Here is a 22,112-nt window from a genome sequence, read left to right on the forward strand (position 1 = left end):
CCGGCGTCTCCGCAGCGTCATGCGATGGCCCGCCCCAACCGTACCGGGGACAATACGGGCGAACCGCGGAGCTGCTCACACAATCCAGCCCACTGTAGGGTCGGGAGCTGGCGCGGTGGCGGCGTGTGGCGGTAGGGCTCGGGGCCTTTGTTCCGCCGGTTTCCCGGTCGGCTGTGCTTTCCCCGATGACCGTGGCCAGGCTGCTCCGTTTCCAGCTCCCGCCCGTCGAACCGTGCATGCCGTTCTCCGGCACACGGCTCACCGACGTCGTTCACCGCCTGGCATTCGGCATCCCCCGCCAGTCCCGGAAGGGCCTGGGTGCGACGACGATTCCCGACAACGTGACCAGGCCAAGTTGATCCGGAGACTGGAAGGCCACAACCGACCAGCCGAATCCGCGTGAACGGCGATGACGCTTGTGAAGCACCAACGCCATCCGCATCCGCGCATAGCTCCTGATCTTGTTGAAGTGCCGGGAGGAGTTACCGAACCGGAAATAGGCGGCCCAGCCGCGCAGGAACCGGTTGATATCCTCCACGATCACTTCCGGGCGCAGCAGCAGCCGGGACCGGAGCGTCAACTGCCGGATCCGATCACGGGCGTGCTGCATGGCCCGGTCAGCGGGCCAGCGGGCGAGGAAGGTGACAGGCCGTTTGCCGTCCAGGCCCGGGCTGCGCACCAGCCGATGGTGAAAGCCGAGAAAGTCCAGCCCCTCTCCACCGACTTCCAGATGGACAATCCGGGTCTTGGCTGCCTTCGGCTCCAGGCCGAGATCGGCCAGCAGTTCGGTCAACCGCGCGAGCGCGCGTTCGGCCTGGCTGCGCGACCAGCACATCACCGTCACATCGTCGGCATAGCGCACCAGAACGCCATCGCCGTCATCCCACGCCCGATCAAATCGGTGCAGGTAGACGTTGCATAAGACGGGTGAAATCACGCCGCCTTGCGGGGTTCCGGTGACCGGCCGACGGACCTGCCCCTCCTCCATCACCCCGGCACGTAAGATCACGCGCAGGAGCTTGAGGACGGACTGGTCACAGACGCGTTCCTCAACCGCTCGTATCAACTTCTCATGCGGAATCGCCGAAAAGCAGTTGGCGATATCCGTCTCCACCACCCACCGGCGCCCGCGATGACACTCATCGATGAGCACCTGCAAGGCATCGTGCGCCGAGCGTCTCGGACGGAATCCGAACGAGCAGCCCAGCATGTCCGCCTCGAAGACCGGTTCGAACACGACCTTCAGCGCAGCCTGCACAACCCGGTCACGAACGGCAGGAATCGACAACGGCCGCTGCTCGACCGTGCCCGGCTTGGGGATCATGACCCGCCGCGCCGGAAGCGGCCGATAGCGCCCCTCCCGCAGTTCACCGGCCAATTCGTCGAGCAGCCGGGCAACCCCGTACTCCTCGACCTGGGCCAGGGTGGTCTTGTCGATACCGGGTGCGCCGTTGTTGGCGCGCACCGCAACCCACCCGCGCTGCAGCACCTCTCTGCGGCAGACCTTGTCATACAGCGCATGGAATCGACGCCCGGGATCGGCCTTGGCCGCCCGGTAGAGCACATGCTGCAAGGCACGGACCGGATCACGCGGAACCCGTGGTTCCCGCGATCCCGAAGCGGCGGGACTAGCCTGACCGGCACTCACCGGGCCCCTCCTCAACAGTCGCTGCGCATCGACGAAGCAGCGGCCCTTCCCTCACCGCCGGTTATGTTGTCCGGTCGGCTCCAGCAGTACTATGGCCGCCTCCGACGCCCACCCGGCCGGCATTCCATTTCCCGGCGTTGACCGGTTATAGGACGCCACGCTCCGGCAACACCCATCTCCGCAGGTTGCCGGGCCGGGGAGGGCCTCCCCAGTTCCCGCCGCCACTATCGATACGTTCCGCGCCCCATACGCCGGGGAGTCCTTGACGGCTGCGTTTCCAGGCACTTCACCGCGTCCGTGGCCTTCGCCCTGGATTCGGGGGCTCGGCTCTCCCTGTCCCCGACCAATGGCCGGGACCTCTAACGACGCCGCAGGCTTCGCTTCATGCTACGGACCGCATCGTTGCTCCCCCATCAGGGCCTTTGACGCTGGGCTTCGACCCCGCCCGTTTCCAGACGAAGCCGCCAGCCTGCTACCGGGCCTCCTGGCAGCTACCCGGACCGGACTTCCACCGGCAAGCGACGACGAGCTTACAAACAGACGATCAGCCGCTACGTCACGGCTTCACCTCCGTCCTGCTGGGCGCACGAAGAATCGAGGCTAACTTCCGAAGAGATCGGGAGCGGCCTTTGTGATTGCTGGGTGACTAACGTCCTGAACACGGAGCTCCACGGATGACTTCCCTTGTGACATCATCCGGGCGTGTCCGATTTCTGGTCTACGCTGCTGGCGGCTCTTAGGAGCATTCGTGGGAGGTGCCTTCACAGCTTTTGGAGCGTGGTTCCAGACCAGAGGCCTTTACAAGGTCACCTCGCGACAGATCGACGAGGCCCTCCGGCAGGGACGAGAACTGACCCGGCGGCAGGTCAAGGTGGAGGCAGCCCTTGAGTTGCAGCATGCCCTTGGACCGATGTGGACGGCGGTCCATAGCATCGCGGAAGATCACAGAGGCCATGCACCCGGGTCCTGCGAGACTCCAGACCTTCGAGGCCTCTGTGTGCTGCAAGCGCAGAAAGCCACTCGTGACGGGTATCTTCTTCACCATGAGTGCCCAATACGCATGGTCTGAACGCTTTCCTGGAAGGCGTCCGGCGGCCGAAGGCCCTGATCGCCCAGCATCGAATACTGACAGCGATCTGCATCCCCCGGCTGCCGAGGCAGAGGTCCGCCGGCTCGAAGAGCGATTGGGCATGGAGCTGCCGGCGAGTTACCGGCAGTTTCTCCTGTTCGCCAACGGGTGGGGCAACGACGATGACTGCTGTCTGCTGCGTGTCGAGGAAATCGGCTGGCTTCGTGATGTCGACCCCTCGATCGCCGAGAGCTGGTCGGAACCCAAGCCCGAGAACTCATGGAGCGTGCCCGACGAGCTCTACTTCGTCTACGGACGCGAGCAGGTCTCCGGCGACATGAGAGGGGAGTATGTATCCGACACCCTTCTGGCCGGGTATTGGGACGATGGAGTCGTTCTCCTCAACCCCCACGTCAAAACTCCTGAAGGTGAGTGGGAAGCCTGGTATCTCGCGCCATGGCTGGCCGGCGCCAGGCGTTACACGTGTTTCTGGGACCTGATAGCGGAGCAGCTCAAAGTCGGCCCCGATGGGGTGCGCTAGATCGTGCCAAGTCGGGGCCGGGAGATGTAGTCGTCAGTGTGCTGGTCGATGGTGGGTCAGGGCATCACGTAGAGGGGATGGGCAGGGAGTCGATCGGCGGCCGTCGTGGGCCGTAGGAGCCTGGAGCGCAGCTTGCCGACTTTGGCCGCGCTTGAGTGCCGGGTCGAGACTGATCTCGGACTCGGCACCCAAGCGTCGCGCCGATAACTACTCGATCATCACCCAGAAAGAGTTCTCATTGCCGACTCGGAATTCGGCGTAGAATCTTTTCAGGGCATTGCCCTGATCTCGGTTTTGCTTTGCGTTGAGCGCCCGAATCGAGAAGTCCCACTCAGTGCTCGCGGCTCCCTCCAAGGTGGCCGCGAATGGATACTCGTCGCAGTTCAGATCCTTCCACCTGGCCCCGGGGGCAGTGTACTTCTCCTCCCATTGATAGTACTTGCAGTAGTTGCTGGACGGGTCGTCCGGCCATTGATAGTCCTTCTCGTTGCCGCGATCGGCAACGAATGCGCGTCTTGAGAAGACGAGCCGATTTTCTGCATTCTTTTCATCGCTGGTGGTCCTGTGCAGCGGTTCGCCCGCATCGCTCCCGACAGGAGCCGCCCAGTTCCCGGGGATGCGCTTGGGCTGCTCAGTGCCGAGGATGGCCTTCTTCGGCGGATTCGGGACCACGAACTCCCCTGGGCGTTTAGGCGGATAAGTACTCTTGTTCGTCGCGGGGTTGAGAGCATCCTTGATGTGCAGGGCCACCTCTGGAAACTCCGTGCCGCTCTTCGTGGACATAACGAATACGCGTTTCGACCTGGTGTTGATACAGCCGCCGACGCGATCCTCGACCTGCGGGTCGCCCGCGCCGAACGCGAGGCTGTCGCAGCGGAAGTGGGGCATCCACCGCTTCCAGCCCGCGGGCACACCGTTACCCTCGCGTGCGACGCCGACCCACTCGCCCCTGACGTCAATGACCTTCTGGCTGAAGAGGGGCAGACGCAACCACTCGGACCCGGATTCGGTGTAGAACACGACCTCGGGATGGAACGCGCAGGTGACCACGCCCGGATCATCAATGTTCGTTCGAATGTTGAAGATATCGAACGGGCTGGATTGCCAGGTAGAGATGTCCTTCTTCTTCTCGCCGTCGCCGGTGGTGCAGCCCTCGTCTGTGAGAGGAGGATCCGGAATATATAGTCTCGTTGTGATGGGCAGGTCATTGAGCTGGTTTCCAGGTTTGATCACCTGCCCGTCTTCACCGATGAGCGCGAAATCATCGAGCTGGATGAACATCTTCATGTCCGTCGGCTTGATGCCGGTTCCGGCTCCGCTCACCACGCCGGTCCCGGTTGCGTTTCCGAGATAGCTGTGGATGACCACCGTGGCCCGGAAGCGGAGGGCGAGGTCTTCATCGAACGGCTCAGCCATCTGCTTGCAGGCCCAATTGAGGATCGGATTCTTCTTGAACGCGCTCTTACAGCCGGCTTTGATCAATCTGCCGCTCGACTCGTCCTCTATGTAGTCGTTCACTTGGAGGTAGGAGGACCAGCAGGAGTTGTACGGCAGCTCACGGATTCGGGCATCGTACTCGCCATGCCCGGTTTCGCTTCCGCTGACCTGGCATGTTTGCAGATTGATCCGCTCGTAATCAAAGCCGCCGGTCGCAGCCGTGGCCTGGGTAGCCGCGGTCCTCTGCAGGGCAGGCGCAACCACAGGCACCAATCCCGGTGCCATCACACTGGCGATCTCATCGGCGCTGAACGGGCGTTGGTAAATTTGGACCTCATCGAGGCTTCCTGCCATCGCCGCCCCGATCCATAGCGGCGCCTGAACGTTCCAGGAAGGGAAGGACAACTGCGCTGTTCCGGCCTGTACCCCGTTCAGGTACAAGGTGGCCGTCCGGGTGGCCGCGTCGTACACGCCGGCCAGGTGGAACCACGCGTCGACCGGCGGCTCGACTCCGGACAGGACACCCTCGACCGTCGCATTGGTGGCGTCGGCGCCGGTGAAGGCGAACACCAGACCATGCTCGGCGGTGTTGCCGAGCTTGAACGGCGCCTGGTGGGCGCCCTTCTGTTCGAGAACTGTGTAGTCACCGTCCTTGTCGCTCCAGCGCAGCCAGGCGGCGGCGGTGAAGCTCTGGTCGGTGCGGATCACCGGGCCGGCCGTTGCGGCCAGGGGCTCCTCGCCCGACTGGACGATGTCGACGGTGACCTGCTGCCAGTCCGACCAGGCCGAGGAGACGTCACCGGCGACCGCGCGCAGCCGCCAACGCACCTTCCATCCGTCGGCCAGCTTGCCGCCGGGGACGGCGACGGAAGCTTGGCTGCCGGAGGCGACATTGTCCACGGCGCCGGTCCAGATCTGGCCGCTGCCCTGGCCGGTGGCGGCCGGGTCGTGCTCGATCTCGGCCTCGGCGCGCAGCGCCTGGCCGGTTGGGTAGGTGAGGGTGGCCTGCAGCGCAGGGGTGAGCGTGTCTGTCACCGTCACGCCGTCCACCACCTTGGACGGGGTGATGGTCAGGCCGGTGGCGGTGGGCTTGGGCAGGCTGACAGTGAAGAACTGCCAGTCCGACCAGGCCGAGGTGGCGGTGGCCGAGACCGCGCGGCCCCGCCAGCGCAGCATCCATCTGTCCGTGAGCGTGTTCGCCGGGACGGCGAGGCTCGCCTGGGTGCCGGCCGGCACGTTGTCGGCGCTGCCGGTCCAGATCTGGCCACTGCCCTGCCCAGTGGGTGCGGCCGGGTCGTGTTCGATCTCGGCCTCGGCCCGGAGCGGTTTCCCGGCCGGGTCGATCACCTGGGCCAGCAGCGTCGGAGTGAGTGTGGGGGTGACGGTGGTGCCGTCCACCTGCTGTGACGGGGTGATCTGGAGTGCGCCGACGGCCGGTTCGGAGACCGGGTCCGGTACGTCGACGTTCAGGACCTGCCAGTCGGACCAGGGCGAGCCGACCGTGGTGGCCATGTTGATCGCCCGGACGCGCCAGCGTACCTTCCACCCGTCGCTCAGTTTCCCGTCGGGGACGGTCGCCGAGGCTTGGGTGCCGGAGGTGACGTTGTCCACGACACCGGACCAAATCTGGCCGTTGCCCTGCCCGGTCGCGGTCGGGTCGTGCTCGAGTTCGAACTCGGCTCGCAGTGGGTGGGCGGCCGGGTCGGTGACATTGGCGCGCAGAGCCGGGGTCAGACTGGTAGCCACGATGCGCCCGTCCACCACCTGGGAGGGGGTGACTTGGAAGGCACCGACCGTGGGGTTGAGCACGTCCACGATTGCTGTCTGCCAGTCCGACCACGCCGAGGTAGAGGAGGTGGCGGTGTTGGCCGCGCGAGCCCGCCAGCGGATCTTCCAGCCGTCGACCAACTTGCCCGCGGGCACGCTGGCCATCGCCTGGCTTCCCGACGCGACGACGGATGAGGTGCCGGTCCAGATCTGGCCGCTGCCCTGCCCAGTGGCGGCCGGATCGTGCTCAACCTCGAATTGCCCGGTCAGGTTTCCGCCTGCGGTGTCGGCGACGGTGGCGGTCAGTTGCGGGGTGAGCGAGGTGGCGGTCACCGTCCCGCCCGTGCTGGTGGCCGGGCTGAGCTGCAGCCCGGCGACGGTGGGCGTGGAGCCGAGCGTGTAGGTGACATTCAGCGTGGGCTTGTTGGTGCCGTTGAAGGACTCGAAAGCCCGGTTGTACTGCGGCCGGCCGCCGTCGAAGGTTTCGTCCACGCCGCGCAGCATGATGCCGTGGTTGGCGGTGCCCGATGCCCACGCCTGGGTCATCGCGGCCAGGTTCCAGCTCATCGTGCCCGGCACGGCACAGCCGGGATGATCGGTGGCCACCGCTTCCCCGGCGGTGGTGGTGCCCGGCTTGGCGTCCCAGGTCAGTGCGGTGTCGGTCCAAGCGGCGGTGATCCGCTGGGCCTTGAGGCCGGACTGGGCGTCGCCACAGCCGTTGGCATCGGTGGTGCGCACGCTGAGCGTGGCCGCTGAGACATTCACGCTGTTCAGCGCGGCGGTGTCGAACTTCATGTAGGCGCGCTCCACCTGCGGCAGCGGCTCGCCTTCGTCGTAGGTGCCCACCCACAGTGTCCTGTTGCGGTAGGTGCTCGATCCCACGACGCCGTAGTCGGAGATCCACGCATCCGCCAGCGTTGGCAGGGTGACCACCGCTGCCACACTGACCGGGTAGGTGGTGCCGGTGTCGGCCAGGAACTTCTGATCCGGCTCGATCACCAGCTCCGTGCGGCCATCCTTGGTGACCACGTCGCCGCCGGCCGAGCCGCGCTTGGCCGGTCGGCCCTTGGCGCTGCCGTCCGACACGACCGGACGCGTGCCCGCTGCGACCAGCTTCTTGTCCTTGCCCTTCAGCAGCAGCCAGCCGCCCTTGCCCTCGGTCAGGGTCAGACCCTCGTCTTCGACGCCGATCCGCAGCTCCAGCGGCTTGGACGGCCGCTGGCGCAGCACCACCTCGTGCCGGAACCCGGTCGGCAACGCCGTCACCACCAGGTCCGCTCCGACCCCCGCGGCGTCGGTGTAGGTGGCCGCACTGCCCTTGACCGCTGGCTTGGGCAGCGGTGTCGGCCAGCGCAGCGCGTAGGACTTGCCGTCGGCGGACATCTTCACGAACGGATCCGTGCCGCCGGCGGAGATTTCCACGACCGCGCCTTCGGCGAGGGTCTTGGCCCGCAGCTTGCCGTCCTGCTGAGCCAGGGTGGTGTCGATCGGCGCCCAGCCGCCGCCCTGCCTGGCCCGTACCGGACCGGCCGTGACCTCGGTCTTGAACGTCTGGCCGTCCGGCTGCGCGTAGGTGATGCTGGTCGCGGTCGTCTCGTCCGTGACCTCGGCCGCTTCGCCCTGCTGGGCCGCCGCCCGGGAGGCGGCGACCCGCGCCTGCGACGGCACGTTGGAGATCGCGTTCCCGCTCTTGCCGACGGTCCACTCCGCCGTGTCGTTCAAGCTTGCATCGTGATGGTTGCCCGACGAGTCGGCAGCGGTACGGCCGTCCCCTTCATCAAACGCCCAACGCGCGGCTGCCTGATCGATGGTGCGGAAGGACCAGGTGTAGGGAGCCATCTCGTTCTCCCACACGTCGATCGCTCCTGAGACCTCAACCGTGTAGGTTGCGCCGGGGTGAAGCGGCTGCGCGGGAGTGAAAGTCGCGATCTTCTTGGTGTCGTCCAGCATGGTAGTGCCCTGGATCTGGGTACCCTGCGGGCTTCTCACCACGAACTCTGGGTCGAAGATCTCCTCAGAGAACGTCACCCGGACATGGGCGTCCAGGGATACGTCGGTGGCGCCGCTCGTCGGCTCTGTCGCCCGTACCCGCGGCGGTGTTGTGTCCTCACCGCCTGGATTGGTGGTGTTGTCGCTGTCGCCGGGATCCGGCAGCGCGGGGGAAAGCTTGTCGGTTCCGATCAAGGTGCCTGCACTGTCACGCTGATCTTCATTTGCAGCGATCAGCTCACCGCTCAGCTGCTCGATCGGCTCGTCGAGTTCCGGCGTGTAGACGGATTTGGTGAGGGCTTCCTCGTATTCAGGAATCGAGGTGAGCGGCTCACGTGAGGTGGTGACCACCGTTTCCTGGCGTGGCGGCACCGGAGGCTCGAAGTCCACGCTGAGCCTGGGGGCGTGTGCCGGGGAGGGGTAGGTGGACTCTCGGGTGCGGTAGCGCCGCCAGTTGGTGACATCGGACTCGCTACCGGCCGTGAGCTGGACGCCGTAGTTCGGCTCGCCGTTCGCCCAGGCCTGCACGATCCCGTTGACCGAATGGATGAGATCCCACTCGTAGTCGAACGACCCGCTGCAGTTGGTGCTGTTGTAGCCGCCGTACTCGGTGTTCGCGCCCGTGCTGGTGACCGACGGCTGGTTCGACCACGTCATCTCCAGCTCGTCCCAGTCGGAGGTGACGCGCCGGGCGGTGACGCCCGATCCGACGTAGAGCCCGCAGTCGCTGGACAAGTGGTTCCACAGCGTCAGGTCCGCGTTCTCGATCGTCGAGCCCCAGAACGGGTCGCTCTTCGCGGGCAGCGGGAACTGGATGTAGCTGCGCCAGCGCACCCCGCCGCTGTTGGACTTGCCGACCAGGATCCGGTCGAGGTTGAAGTTGGACCAGCTGTCGGGGTAGTCGGCGTCGTTGACGAAGGTGTCCATCGGCTCGCCGTCGTAAGGCGCGCTCACTCCGTCGGGGCAGTACGTGCTGGAGGGCCGGTCGAGGCCGCACTCATACCAGTCGTCATCGACGGCGGCCATGGTCACCGGGTACGCCGTCGCCGGGTCGGCGAGGAACGCCTGGTCCGGGGTGTAGACCAGGTCTGAGCCGTCCAGGGTGACGGCCGCCCGGCCGACTTTGGCGGCGTCCAGGTCGCCGCTGGGGTCCGCGGCGATCGCGTCCAGCAGCGGCGCCGGCCGGATGTCGAGGAACGTCTTGCCGTCCTCGCTCTTCAGCGTCGGCCGGCCCCTGTCGTCCTCGTCGAAGGAGAGGCCCTTGGGTAGGTCCACGGGAATGCGGAAGGTGACTGGCTGGGCCGGGCGTTCCTTGATGACGATCTGTTGCCGGAACCCGGTCGGAGTGGCGGTGACCATCAGGTCGATGCCCTTGCCGTACGCCGATGCGTACGTGGCGGTGTTGCCCTTGAGGGTCGGCTTGGGCAGCTTGCCGACGGCGTCGACGCGGACGATGGCCTTGGCGCTCTTGCTCTTGATCGCTGTGGTGTCGCCGCCGGCCGACAGCGTCAGGTCGCCCTTGACCGCCTTAGGTCTGATGACGCCGCCGGTTTCGACGAGGGTGGTATCGATCGGGGTGAAGCCATCGCCGTTCTTGACCCGGACCGGCTCCAGGTTCAGCTCCATGCGGAGCGTCTTGCCATCGGGGTTGGCGTAATAGGTGGTGGTTTCCGAGCGCAGCGACTCGATCTCGACGCGCCGGTTGTCCTTCTTGGCCTGTGCCAGCGCCTTGCCGGCGGGCGTGGCGGGGGCGCTCGGCGGTGGCGTGTTCGTGGTGGGGGGTGGTGTGGGGCCCTGGGCGACCGCGGGTGCGCTCATGAGGGAGAGCGGCATGGTCAGGGCCGCGATCAGGGCAGCGCGGCGGCGCGTCCGGCTGGATAAGCCGGACGCTGTTCGTGATGGGTTCATTCGCGCCTTTCGAACTGATGTGCCGAAACGGGGTGATCATCACATAAGTTGCGATCTTATGTAAAGATCCTTTTCAGTGACGGAAAGGCGGGTTCCGTCAGCATCGGAATCATGCAGCCGGCGGGGTGCGCGATGTGGTCACTGATCTGGGGTTGGTGTATCTCCAGAAGCGCTGTCGACGTGCAGCGCTGCACATCGACTACGGCGCGGGCTCCTTGGCCGGTGAACAGCTGATTCGCTGGGCGGGCCCAATGGGCGACTCTGTCGGGAATCTTGAAATGGTCACGGGCAAGATGCGGTCCTGCGATGATCTCCGGGGCTGATCTTCGCTGACCTTTCGGAGTGCTACGTGTCGGTTCGTCCCCGCGCCACCATGGAGATCCCCGAGTTGACGGCTCAGATAGCCCGTGCCAGCAACCCGAGCGGCACCACGGCGATGTGGGTGCGCGACCATCTCGATGGCCTCTGGCACGATGATGACTTCGCCTCCTGGTACCCACGAGACGGTCGTCCAGGACTGTCACCTGCGCACTTAGCGCTGATCAGCGTCCTGCAGTTCCTGCTCAACCTGTCCGACCGGCAGATGGCCGAAGCAGTGCGATGCCGGATCGACATCAAGTACGCGCTGGCACTGGAACTCGATGACCCGGGCTTTCACCACAGCGTGCTGACCGACTTTCGTGACCGGATCCTTGTCGGAGACCGCGCCGATCAACTCCTGGACCTGGCCCTGGACCGGATGAAGGCGCTCGGTCTGGTGACCGAGCGCGGCAGACAACGCACCGACTCCAGCTATGTACGGGGCCGCCGTACGCGATCTGTCCCGCCTGGAACTGGTCACCGAGGCGGTCCGCGCCGTATTGGAGTGGATGGCGCGCGAGGCCAAGCACCTGCTGGACGGCCTCATCGACGAGGACTGGGCGCTGCGCTATGGCCGCCCGGTCCAACTCGGCAGCCAACCCACCCGGCCCCAAACCCGGTTCAAGCAGGCCGGAGCCGACGCCTATCTGCTCCTGCAGCGCCTTGCTGATCATGGCGGGCCGCCCGTGGAGGCGCTGCGACAGATCTTCCTGCAGAACTTCCTCCTGGACGGCTCCGGCCGTCCCCGGCCGCGCACCGACACCGACGGGCTCCCGCCCGGGCTGCTGCGCATCATCTCCCCCTACGACCTGCAGGCCCGCTTCGCCATCCGGGGCGATACCCGCTGGAGCGGATACCTGCTCCACATCACCGAGACCTGCCAGGAGGAAGACACATCCGTGAACCTCATCACCGATGTGGCCACCGACCTGCCCACCAGCGACAAACCCGCCGTGCCCGGCATCTACCAGCGGCTCCAGCGCAGGGCGCTGCTGCCCGAGCAGCACATGGTCGACGGCGGGTACGTCTCGGCCGCGCTGTTGGATCAGGCGGCCACCAGCTACCAGGTGACGATGGTAGGCCCGGTGAAGAAGAACACCTCCTGGCAGCATCGCGCCGGCACCGGGTTCTCCATCGACAACTTCGTCATCGACTTCGACCGTCGTCAGGCCATCTGCCCCAACGGCAAGGCGAGCAGCAACTGGCTGGAGCCACCCGCTCAAGCCCCCTACCAGGTGGTGAAGTTCAGCCGAGCCTACTGCGGACCCTGTCTGGACCGGGATCGATGTACCCGGTCCCAGGAGCCTCGCACCGGTCGTACCCTCACCTTCCTGCCGCAACACCTGTTCGAGCGGCAGGTGGCCAACAGAGACCAGCAGCAGCAAGAGCGATGGCAACGCACCTACGCCTCGCGCGCCGGTGTCGAAGGAACGATCAACGAGGCGGTCAACGCCCACCAGGCCCGGCAGTGCCGCTACCGAGGCCTGGCCAAGACGCATCTCCAGCACGTGCTCACTGCCATCGCGATCAACATCGAAAGGTTGGCAGCTCGGGAACCTCCTGGCGAGCACCACCCCCGGCCGCCGACGGCATTCCAGCGCTACCTCGAAGCGCATGCCCTTCCACGCCCACGCTGGTGGCGCCAAGGACAGAAGGGCACCGGATGATCCAAGATTCCCGACAGAGTCGCTCAATGCCCATCCTCGACTGCAGGACTGGCTGGCCGCCCACCTTGAACAGGACTATCCGGCGCTCAAAGCCGTCCAGTTCGGCACCGGCGTTGCCACCGCGCTGGTTGACCGCCGACACATTCTGCCTGTCCTGGATGGCTTGGATGAAGTTAGCCGCGACTTGCGCGTTCGAATTCTCACCGCCCTCAACAAGTCTCTGGGCGAGCGGGACCAACTTATCCTCACAAGTCGGCGTCACGAGTTCGAAGCCGCTGTCGCCCAGGTTGGGCAGCCGCTGATCCGCGCTGCGGTCATCGTCCCGGCCGCTCTCACCCCATCACAGGCAGCCGAATATTTGCGCGCTTGCCTGTCCGACCCTCCGCCCCCGAACTGGGCCAATGTTCTAGATATCCTGGCCAACGGCACGGCCCCAGCCTTGGCCGCTTTCGTGGGCACGCCCCTGGGACTATGGCTTATCCGCACTGTCTATCTGGCTCCCTGCGCCGACCCAAGCCCGCTGGCCGGTTTCCTGGGCAAGGACGCCACTACGTTGCGCACTCACCTGCTGGAACGGGTCATCCCCGCCGTTGTCGCCGCCCGCCCGCCGAGCAGCGATCCTGCCGACCACTTTCGTCCGCGCCGTCATTGGGACCCTGAAGTCGTTCGTCGCTACCTCGTGCTCCTTGCTCGTCTCTTCCCACCCACAACGACCCGAGACATCACCTGGTGGCACATCGCATGTGTCACTCCTCGCGTTCGCCTCTTGGCTGGGCTCGCTGCCGGCCTTGCCGTCGGGCTTGCACTATGGCTACCGGACGGCCGTGTAATAGCCGGGCTGAACCTCCTTCCCCACGCTGGGGTTGCGCTTATGGGAGGGATAGGGGCCGGAATCGCGGCTGGACTATTCTGGGCTGGCCAGGAACCAGGCTATGCCAACCTCCGTATGCGAGGACGACTCGCCCTCTTGTTCCGCTCTCTAGGACGCCGATTCGTTGTTATCCCGCTACCTTGCATCATCGTGCTGGGGAGCATGTCCTGGTCTATGGATAGACCAGGACTTGTGTTGCTGGGGTTCACGATTGCGGCACCGGCGACCGTTGCGCTGGGCTTGATCGCATGGGCAGAAAAACCTCTGCCCACATCGAGCAGTACTCCTCGTTCCACCTTGCGAGCCGACAGAACTCTAGCCCTCCTGAGGGCGATCGCGAGTGGGATTGTGGGATGGCTGGCCACTGGAATCGCATACGTAGGAGCCGACGGGATCTTGTCCGTGATTCTTTTTGGGCACGAGCTTAGTGGTGCGTTCGAGCTGGGGTTCGCACTTGAACCCCAACTCGCCATTCTCGGGCTGGGGCTCGGACTCACGTTGGGTGTCATGGCCGGCAAGCATCATGCGTGGTGGGCCTACACAATCGCGGTCGCCAAGCTCGTCCTGGCCCGCCAACTGCCCTGGCGGCTTATGGATTTCCTTGATGACGTTCACCGACTGGGTCTTCTACGCGCTGTTGGACCTGTCTATCAGTTCCGCCATGCACTTCTACACGATCACCTCGCCGCATGCGAGAGGGCTGCAGCCTGCATCGAACCAGGCATGGAGCGTTCCCAGAACACGGAGGCATGAAGAGGGGAACTGCCGCAGCAACCACGAGCGTCACGCACATGCACGCCACGTGAACCCCCAGGTCGGCGCCATGACGTGACGCTCACCGTTCGGAAAAGGCTGCGTTGTCCGTGACGTATCTGATCGCATCGAACACGTCGCGACGGTGATGCTTCTCCGGCCGCCCGCCCTTGGGCGTTTGGCATGCGGGAACCGGCAACAGGGGCTCGATCAAGGCCCACTCCGCGTCGGAGGTATCGGAAGGATAGAGGCGCGGGCGCATCAGCTTCCCGCAGTCCCCGCCTTGTTGAGCAGGCTCAGCGCCGACTGGACAACGTTGAGCTGGCCCAGCACCAGATTGACCCACTCCTCCTCGGGCCGCGCGGCCGCGTGCGGCGCCACCGTCGCCGACAGCAGGCGGCTGATCCGAGTCAATTCGGTGCGCATCCGCGAGCGCTCATAGGCGATCCCATCGTCGGGCTGGGAGGAGAAACGGTAGCCGTCGTCCGGCGTCCAGATCAGCGGGGTCAAGTGGGCCATCGCCGAGACCTCCCGGATGTAGAGGATGCCCTTGCGAACCTGGTAGAGGCTCATTTTGGTAGCGCCGACCAGTTGCCGGGCGGTGAGTCCGGCCGGCCGGGCCTCCAGCAGCGCGAGACGAACCTGGTCGCCGCAGACGTTGGCGGCCAGGCCCCTGGAGGGCATGGGTTACTCGCCGCGCAGCAGCCGGGCCAGGCCCTCGTCCAGGCTCACGTCGCCGGACTCGACGGCGGTTTCCAGCCAGTCGGCGGTCGCGCGCACCCGGGCGAGATTGCGTGCCACGGCGGCTTTCTCTTCGGCGGTGAAGGCGTGGCCGCGCAGCGTCGGCATCACCCGGCCCATCGCGGCCACGAACACCGAGCACGCGCCGACCAGATCAATGAAATCGCGGCTGCGTTCGATCCGAGGCAACGCCGGGGTGCGCTCCCGAGCCGCCTCGCCGGCCTGCCGGGCTTGGTCCAGGGGTTCTGTCATATCCGGCCGGAAATTCCCGCTAAGCACTGAGGTGCTGGTCAGCGGGGCTCGTCCCTGGTAGTCCAGCCGTGTTTGGCGATGAGCTTGGACAGTGCATTGCGGAGTTGGTTGACGCGTTCTTGGGCGTCAGGGCCCTGGATGCCGATGGTCAGGGCTGAGTTGGTGGCGTAGTAGGTGGTGTGGCACCCTTCGGCGGCGACCCGAGCTGCGGCGTGGATTCGGCCCCGAAGCCGGATGAGCTTGCGCTGGTCGGTGATGCGGTCCAGGCCGTCGATGGTGAGGTAGCACAGGAAGGGGCCGGGAACGGTGAGTGGTCCGTCGGGTAGCCCGGTCTCGAGCGCTTCACGGATTCGCGCTCGGTCGGTGCTGCGCATCGGGCGGCGGCCGAGCCAGTTGGGCCAGCCGTCCTGGCGTTGAGGAACGGTGTAGTCAGGCGCGGCCTCCTCGGCCCCGGCTGGGGGGAGGTGGCGGACTGGTGGTCTGCGTTGTCCATGGCGTGGCGTTGTCAGATGTCGTGTTCGATGACCGCGCGCGGTGGCGGGATGCGTTCGGCGGCGAAGCTTTTCCGGTCGATTTGGTGTGGGGACACGACCGCCCATGCGCGGTGAACGCCGCTCCCGTCTCGGCGCTCATGATCGGGAAGAACTGCTTGGCTTCCGGGGACTGTCCTGAGGTGACCCAGGCGTACGCGGGGCCGTCGCGCAGGGCGCGGTGGATCAGGCGGCGGCCGAGCCCTTGACGTTGCCATTCCTGGTCGATGGAGATCTTGTTGATGCTGCCGCAGCGGCAGGCGTCGCAGACCTGCCAGACGAGGCGGGCGATGTCGTAGTCGCCGACGAGTACGCGCGCAACCGGGCGACCGGGGCGTTCATCCTCATCGACGAGGCCGACCACGCGACGGTGGGCGCGGGGATGATCACCGGCCTCCCTTGACCAGCCCTCTTGACCAGGCCCCTTGACCAGGCCCTTCCCTGGTCGCGGATCCGCTCCGGCATGGCATGCGCTCCGAGGCCATGCCCAACGATCGGGCTGTGGGTTCATCGGGTGACCCACAGCTCGGCGGGCCGTGCGAACAGAATGGAGTTGTCCCACGGGATGTCCTGCCAGTCCACCGCCGGCGACAGCCGCGGGAACCGGGTGAACAGCGATCTGAGCAGGATCGTGAGGTAGCGGCGAGCCAGCCACGCCCCCAGGCAGTGGTGCGGCCCATCGCCGAACGACAGGTCGGCGAAGTGCTTGTCGCCCTCGTCCCGGTGGAAGTCGAACCGCTCTGGATCGGGGTAGCGGCGCGGGTCCCACATCCCCGCCAGCATCGAGGTGATGACGCCCTCGCCGCGCCGGATGGTCACGCCATGTATTTCGACGTCCTCCAGCGCGACCCGGGGGAAGGAGACCTGGGCGTCATGGTGGAACCTCAGCACTTCCTCCACCGCCCGGGGCCACAGTGCCGGCTCTCGCAGCACTTCGGCGAGTTGGCCGGGGTGCCGGAGCAGCGACAGCGCGCCCATCGTGACCGTCCCGACCGTCGGGTCGAGCGAGGCGACGAACAGGTGGACGATCGTGCCCACCAGTTCGTCGTGGGAGATCCGGCCCTCGGCGTGGGCCGCCGTCAATGCCGCGATCGGACCGTCAGGAGCGACGTCCCCAGAGGCTGCCAACGACCGCGAGACCTCGATGACCCGGTCGGTGGCGTCCTGGGCGGAGGTGTGGTCGCGCCGAAGCTCCACCCCGGTCTGGAACGCCGTGCCGATGGCCTGGCGCCACTCGTGCCTGATCCCCATGACGTCGCAGAACACCTCCAGCGACAGCGGTGCCGCGTAGGCGGTGTGCAGGTCGAACGTGGGCGGCCCGGTCTCGATCCGGTCGAGCTGGCGGTTGACGTGACCCTGGATCATCGGCACGAGCCGATCAACGCCGCCCGGGGTGAAGAACGGCGCGATGACCTTCCGTACCCGGGTGTGGTCGGGCGGATCGAGATTGAAGATCCCTCCCTCCACCGTCTCCACGCCGTTGCCGACGAGGCTGGGTGAGCCCGGCGCGGTGAGCTTCCTTGAGAACCGGCGATCCCGCAGCACGGCCTGGATGTCGTCGTGCCGCGTCAGCATGTAGAACTCGCAGCCTGACGGCACCCGGACCGGGCACACAGGTGCCGTCTCACGGATCTCCTCAAGCTGTTCGTTCGGACCACCCACCGGACTGACCGGAAGCGGCATCTTCAACATGACTCAAAACCTCACTTCGATGGGTCACCGGGCAGCAGCAAAGGGACGTGTTCGTACGCGCGCCCCATATGCGGTGACGCTAGGCCGCTGGGCCGGCCTCGGCCCAGCTCTGTTCCGCACAACGGAACAGCTTGTCGCCTTGGCGACGCGGTGTGCGCACTCTGGACTCCAGAGGTTCGCCAGGCTCCTCCTCGCGACGCACCGGACAACGCCGGCGCGGAATTCCTCAGGTATCACGCCGATGCCGGCCGGGGCCAGGTGAGCGCGAGCGCCGTGAGCCCGAGCGATCACCCCGCCTGGCTTCGCGGGGTCCACGAACTCCTTCGAAGGGACTTCCCCATGAACGACAGCAGTCAGGGCCTGTCCAGGTTGATGGACGTCATCGTCGGCTCATCCGCGGGCGCGGTCCTGGTGGCCGCCCTCGACCTCGGTGTGATCCCGCTGCTGTCCGGACACCCCCAGGGGTTGACCGCCACCGAGGTCGGCAAGCATCTCGGCCTGGATCAGCGGTCGAGCACGCAACTCCTGACCGCCATGGCGTGCATGGGCCTCGTGGTCCCCGTTGATGGCCGCTACCGTGCCAGCGAGTTGTCAGCGAGGCATCTCCTTCCAGGAGCCCTCGACTACATCGGCGGCTTGGCCGAGTTCATCCACACCAGATCCTGGGATCAGCTGGGCCGTCTGTCGGATCACCTGCGGGGCAGTGCCGGGCGGGCCGAGGATCAGGAGACCTTGTACGATCCCGGCGATGAGGCGCTGCGCCGCTTCTGGTCGGGTGTGCACCCGTTGAGCCGGGCGGCCGGCCATGCCCTGCCACGACTGCTCGGTCTATCGGGCGGGCGCCGATTGCTCGACGTCGGCGGCGGCACCGGTGGCTTCGCGAGCGGCTTCTGCCAGAGCCTGAACGACTCGAGGGCGACCGTGTTCGAGTTGCCCTTCGTCGCCGAGATCGCCCGCTCCTCCATCGATCGCGAGCACATGGGACACGCGGTGGACGTCGTGGCCGGGGACTTCTTCGTCCAGGACCTGCCCTCCGGCCACGACACCGTCGCCCTGGTCAACGTCCTGCACAACTGGGGGCCCGAGCAGGTCGCGGAATTGCTCACCAAGTGTCACAAGGCGCTCGACCCCGGCGGCACGATCGCCATAGTGGAGCACCTCGTCCCCGCAGCTGAGCCGGAATCGGTCACCAGCGCCCTGGTCGGGCTGCTCATGGTGATCCAGACCGAGGAAGGGCGCACCTACACCGCCGAGGAACACCTCTCCACCCTTTCTGCGGCCGGGTTCACCGACGCCAGGGCCGAACCGTTCCCAGGGCAGGCCATCGCCAGCCATGTCGTGATCGCCAACCGTAACTGAGCTGGAGCAGTGCTCCACCTTCCATGGAGATGATCGTGGACGACATCCGAAACAGTTCGGCGGCCCTCCATCACGTCCGGGACCTGGTCCTGCCGTCGCTGTTCGAAGCACAGGTCGAACGGGATCCGCTCGCGATCGCGGTCAGCGGGTCGCAGGGGGAGGTGTCCTATGGGGAGTTGAACGCACGGGCCAACCGGCTGGCACGACATCTGGTGGAAGGAGGTGCGGGGCCGGAGACCGTCGTCGCGATCGCTCTGCCACGCTCCCTCGATCTGGTGCTCACCGTACTCGCCGTGACGAAGGCAGGCGCGGCCTACCTTCCTCTCGACCCGGCGCATCCCACCGCACGCCTCACCTTCATGCTCCAGGACACCGGCGCCACCTTGATCGTCACCTCGTGTGCCATGCGGCAAGACTTCGCCGGCGCGCCCGGGGCCCGGCTCGTGGTACTGGATGACGTTCACGTCTCTCAGGCGACGGACGGCATCGCGGACACAGATCTCACCGACGACGACCGGCGGGCTCCCCTGTCCCCGGACCACCTCGCCTACGTGATCTACACCTCCGGATCCACCGGACGGCCCAAAGGTGTCGCCGTCACCCATCGGGGCATCGCCAACCTCGCGCTGTGCTCTCGGGAGCGGCTCGCGCTGCATGCCTCCAGCCGTGTCCTGCAGTTCGCCTCGATCAGTGCCGACGCGGCGTTCTGGGACCTGTGCATGGCACTGCTGTCCGGAGCGGCACTTGTCGTGGCGCCTGCGGAACGCTTGCTCCCTGGGCCTCCGCTGGCGAGACTGATCACCGACGAGCGTGTGACCCACGTGCTGCTCGCGCCTTCCGTACTGGCAGCGCTACCGGCCGGAACCCTGCCCGATGGGGTCACCCTCATCGCCGGGGGCGAAGCGTGCACCGAAGATCTCGCCGCCCGCTGGGCACCGCACCACACCATGGTCAATGCCTATGGGCCCACCGAAACCACAGTGTGCGCGACGATCAGCCATCCCCTGAGCGGATCCGGGACGCCGCCGATCGGCCCGCCGGTCCATGGCACACGCTGCTACGTCCTGGACAGTGAACTACGGCCCGCGGCCACCGGGACGACGGGAGAACTGTATGTCTCCGGTCCATCACTGGCCCGCGGATACCTGAACCACGCCGCTCTGACCGCCGGCCGGTTCGTGGCCTGCCCCTTCGACGGACCAGGACAGCGCATGTACCGCACCGGCGACCTGGTACGCCGCAACGCGCGAGGAGAGCTGGAATTCATGGGTCGAGCCGACGGGCAACTCGAGGTCCGCGGCCACCGCATCGAACCGGGCGAAGTGGAAACGGTTCTCGCCGGCCACGATGACGTCGCGCACGCTGTCGTGGTCGCGCACGGGCAAAGGGCAGACGTCAGAAGGCTGGTGGGTTACCTCCTGCCCCACGATGGCACAGCTCTCGACACGGCCTCTGTCCGCAGGCACGCCAGCTCCCTGCTGCCCCCGCTGATGGTGCCGGACGTCCTGGTCGGCCTCGACTCGCTGCCTCTGACCCCGAACGGCAAGGCCGACCGCGAGGCCCTGGCCGCCCGGCCGCTGCATCGGCAGACCGACGCCTCCTTCACCACACCCAAGGACACCTTGGAACGGCGGATCGCCGATGTGTGGTGCCAGACCCTGGACGTGGACCGGGCCGGCGTCCACGACAACTTCTTCGACTCGGGCGGCACCTCACTGCTCATCACCCAGTTCATCGCCCGTCTCCTGCGTGAACTCCACGTTCCCTCCCGCCACAGCGCACAGTTGCTCCGCACGTTCATGGCGGCGCCGACCATCACCACCCTGGCGAACCAGCTCAAAATGATCACCGCTGATCCTGCGGCCGCGTCGCGGCCGCAGGACGAACGCCAGCGGGTCGTCCCCCATTTCGAGGCGGAGGCACGGCTGGACGACGACCTCATCTTCCCCGGCCGTATCTTCCCCGGCCGCACGGGCGGCGGGTACGGCGCTCCGCGCGGCGTGTTCCTCACCGGCGCCACCGGTTTCCTGGGGGCCCACCTTCTCCAGGAACTGCTCACCCAGACCGATGTCCCCATTTACTGCCTGGTGCGGGCGGCCGACGACTCCCGCGCGCACGAGCGCCTGCACGAGGCGATCGCCAAGTACGACATACCCGTCACGCCAGCCGAGACGGCACGTTTCATCGCAGTCGCAGGCGATCTCAAGGCACCTCGCTTCGGGCTCTCCCCGGCCCGCTACGACCAGGTGGCCGATGCCGTGGACGTCATCCACCACAGTGGGGCCCAGATCAACTTCCTCTACCCCTACGCCGCTCTCAAGCCTGTCAACGTCGACGGGACCCGCGAGATCATCCGCCTTGCCGCTCGGGCACACGCCCAGGGCGTGCACTATGTGTCGACCCAAGCGGTCTTCTCCTCCGAGGGCCTCTTCGGGTGCCGCCGGGTTGACGAGACTTCCCTGCCGGGCCACCCCGAGCACCTGTTCATGGGCTACCCCGAGACCAAATGGGTCGCGGAGAGCCTTCTGCGCGAAGCCGCGCAGCGCGGCATGCCACTGAGCATCTACCGGCCCCACGATGTGACGGGGCACTCACGCACCGGTGCCTGGAACACTGACGGATTCCTCTGCTCACTGATCAAGACCATCGTCGAACTCGGCCACGCACCCGACTGCCGCCTGCCTCTCGACCTCACTCCGGTCGACCTCGTCGCCCGGTCAATCGTCGCTCTCTCACTACGCCGACCGGCCGAAGGCCGGGCCTTCCACCTCAACAACCCCCGCTATGAACTGCTCGGGAAACTCGTCCAGCAGGTCAACGCGGCCGGCTTTCCCGTGGAGACGCTGCCGCTGGCCGACTGGATCGAGCTGCTCGAGGAGCACGCACTGCGTCATCCTGAGGCACCGATCGCCCCCTTCGTCCCCCTGTTCACCGAACGCTGGACGGACAGAGACGCCAGCGTCCTGGAGCTCTACCTGGAAGACGTCATGCCCACGCTCGAGTGCACGACCTCCTGGCGTCAGATCCGGATGTCGGGGGGACCGAGTTGCCCGCCCGTGGCCGACCTTCTGCCCGGATACGTTCGGCAGCTCGCTGACTCCGGTTTCCTCTCACCCCTACGCGAAAAGAGGTTCCAGGACAATGACCACTAACCCCTTCGACAACCCCGACGCAGCCTTTTGCGTCCTGGTGAACGACGAGGAACAGCACTCGATCTGGCCGGCCTGGATTCCCGCGCCGGACGGCTGGTCCGTCGGGTTCAGCGAGAACACCCGGGCAGCCTGTGTCAACTACATCACCGCCCACTGGACCGACCTGCGTCCACGCTCACTTCGCGAGTTCAGCGTACCCGGCGTCACGAACAACCGTCGGCGGGCCGAGGCCTTGCCACCTGCCGACGCGGCACCGCGAGCTGATGACGCAAGCGCAGCATCTCCGCCTCCTTCGACCGCTGCGAGCGCGGCCAACAGCGCCAGCCAGCCCGCGAGCCGAACGAAGATCAGATAAAGCAACCGCAGCGTCATGAAC

The 22,112-nt window shown here is 66.3% G+C and carries 13 protein-coding genes and 2 pseudogenes; 8 read left to right on the top strand and 7 right to left on the bottom strand.

The features are described from left to right. Positions 1-271: 271 nt before the first annotated feature. A complete protein-coding gene (gene ltrA / locus AB0I81_RS62015) occupies positions 272-1,564 on the bottom strand; it encodes a group II intron reverse transcriptase/maturase (protein WP_360679785.1) in 1,293 nt (430 codons plus the stop codon). A 1,106-nt stretch (positions 1,565-2,670) separates the two neighbouring features. Here ltrA and AB0I81_RS62020 point away from each other — a divergent pair. Next, the gene (locus tag AB0I81_RS62020) at positions 2,671-3,258 is read left to right on the top strand and encodes an SMI1/KNR4 family protein (protein ID WP_360679695.1); all 588 of its coding nucleotides are present in this window, start codon (positions 2,671-2,673) and stop codon (positions 3,256-3,258) included. Between the two features lie 207 nt (positions 3,259-3,465). Here the strand turns inward: AB0I81_RS62020 and AB0I81_RS62025 are convergent, their stop codons facing one another. Continuing rightward, positions 3,466-10,269 (bottom strand): DNRLRE domain-containing protein, encoded by a 6,804-nt coding sequence (locus AB0I81_RS62025; protein ID WP_360679698.1) that lies wholly within the window; start codon positions 10,267-10,269, stop codon positions 3,466-3,468. Positions 10,270-10,795: 526 nt separating this feature from the next. Between AB0I81_RS62025 and AB0I81_RS62030 the strand changes: the two are divergent. The 3 genes and pseudogenes from AB0I81_RS62030 to AB0I81_RS62040 all read left to right on the top strand — a co-directional run. Next, positions 10,796-11,020 (top strand): annotated as a pseudogene (locus tag AB0I81_RS62030) (transposase); the annotation flags it as partial. A gap of 133 nt (positions 11,021-11,153) precedes the next feature. After that, complete coding sequence (locus AB0I81_RS62035) at positions 11,154-12,386, top strand: transposase (protein ID WP_360679700.1); 1,233 nt, start codon at positions 11,154-11,156, stop codon at positions 12,384-12,386. Beyond that, positions 12,334-14,010 carry a hypothetical protein gene (locus tag AB0I81_RS62040; RefSeq protein ID WP_360679703.1) on the top strand — a complete coding sequence of 559 codons (1,677 nt, stop codon included), beginning with the start codon at positions 12,334-12,336 and terminating at the stop codon, positions 14,008-14,010. The genes AB0I81_RS62035 and AB0I81_RS62040 overlap by 53 nt, the downstream gene beginning before the upstream one ends. Positions 14,011-14,119: 109 nt before the next feature. On the opposite strand, the pseudogene AB0I81_RS62045 reads toward AB0I81_RS62040, so the two are convergent. From AB0I81_RS62045 to AB0I81_RS62060, 4 genes and pseudogenes are all read right to left on the bottom strand, one after another. Next, a pseudogene (locus AB0I81_RS62045) lies at positions 14,120-14,272 on the bottom strand (transposase); the annotation flags it as partial. Continuing rightward, on the bottom strand, positions 14,272-14,694 hold the full coding sequence (locus tag AB0I81_RS62050) for a hypothetical protein (RefSeq protein ID WP_360679706.1): 423 nt from the start codon (positions 14,692-14,694) through the stop codon (positions 14,272-14,274). The pseudogene AB0I81_RS62045 and the gene AB0I81_RS62050, both read right to left, overlap by 1 nt. Positions 14,695-14,697: 3 nt before the next feature. Further along, positions 14,698-15,003, bottom strand: coding sequence for a DUF6192 family protein (locus AB0I81_RS62055; protein ID WP_360679708.1), 306 nt, complete (start codon positions 15,001-15,003; stop codon positions 14,698-14,700). Positions 15,004-15,041: 38 nt separating this feature from the next. Continuing rightward, positions 15,042-15,377, bottom strand: a complete 336-nt coding sequence (locus tag AB0I81_RS62060) for a hypothetical protein (RefSeq protein WP_360679711.1) — start codon at positions 15,375-15,377, stop codon at positions 15,042-15,044. Between the two features lie 337 nt (positions 15,378-15,714). On the opposite strand from AB0I81_RS62060, the gene AB0I81_RS62065 reads away from it, so the two are divergent. Further along, positions 15,715-15,936: a hypothetical protein gene (locus AB0I81_RS62065; RefSeq protein WP_360679791.1), complete on the top strand. Its 222-nt coding sequence runs from the start codon at positions 15,715-15,717 to the stop codon at positions 15,934-15,936. Between the two features lie 104 nt (positions 15,937-16,040). Here the strand turns inward: AB0I81_RS62065 and AB0I81_RS62070 are convergent, their stop codons facing one another. Continuing rightward, on the bottom strand, positions 16,041-17,225 hold the full coding sequence (locus AB0I81_RS62070) for a cytochrome P450 (protein WP_360679714.1): 1,185 nt from the start codon (positions 17,223-17,225) through the stop codon (positions 16,041-16,043). A gap of 339 nt (positions 17,226-17,564) precedes the next feature. Here AB0I81_RS62070 and AB0I81_RS62075 point away from each other — a divergent pair, with 339 nt between their 5' ends. The 3 genes from AB0I81_RS62075 to AB0I81_RS62085 are packed head-to-tail and all read left to right on the top strand — an operon-like array spanning position 17,565 to position 22,091. Further along, a complete protein-coding gene (locus AB0I81_RS62075) occupies positions 17,565-18,584 on the top strand; it encodes a methyltransferase (protein ID WP_360679717.1) in 1,020 nt (339 codons plus the stop codon). A gap of 35 nt (positions 18,585-18,619) precedes the next feature. Next, positions 18,620-21,736: an amino acid adenylation domain-containing protein gene (locus tag AB0I81_RS62080; protein WP_360679720.1), complete on the top strand. Its 3,117-nt coding sequence runs from the start codon at positions 18,620-18,622 to the stop codon at positions 21,734-21,736. After that, positions 21,726-22,091: an MbtH family NRPS accessory protein gene (locus tag AB0I81_RS62085; protein ID WP_360679723.1), complete on the top strand. Its 366-nt coding sequence runs from the start codon at positions 21,726-21,728 to the stop codon at positions 22,089-22,091. Before AB0I81_RS62080 ends, AB0I81_RS62085 begins: the two co-directional genes overlap by 11 nt. Positions 22,092-22,112: the final 21 nt, after the last annotated feature.

Source organism: Nonomuraea sp. NPDC050404 (assembly GCF_040655495.1).
GTDB lineage: Bacteria > Actinomycetota > Actinomycetes > Streptosporangiales > Streptosporangiaceae > Nonomuraea.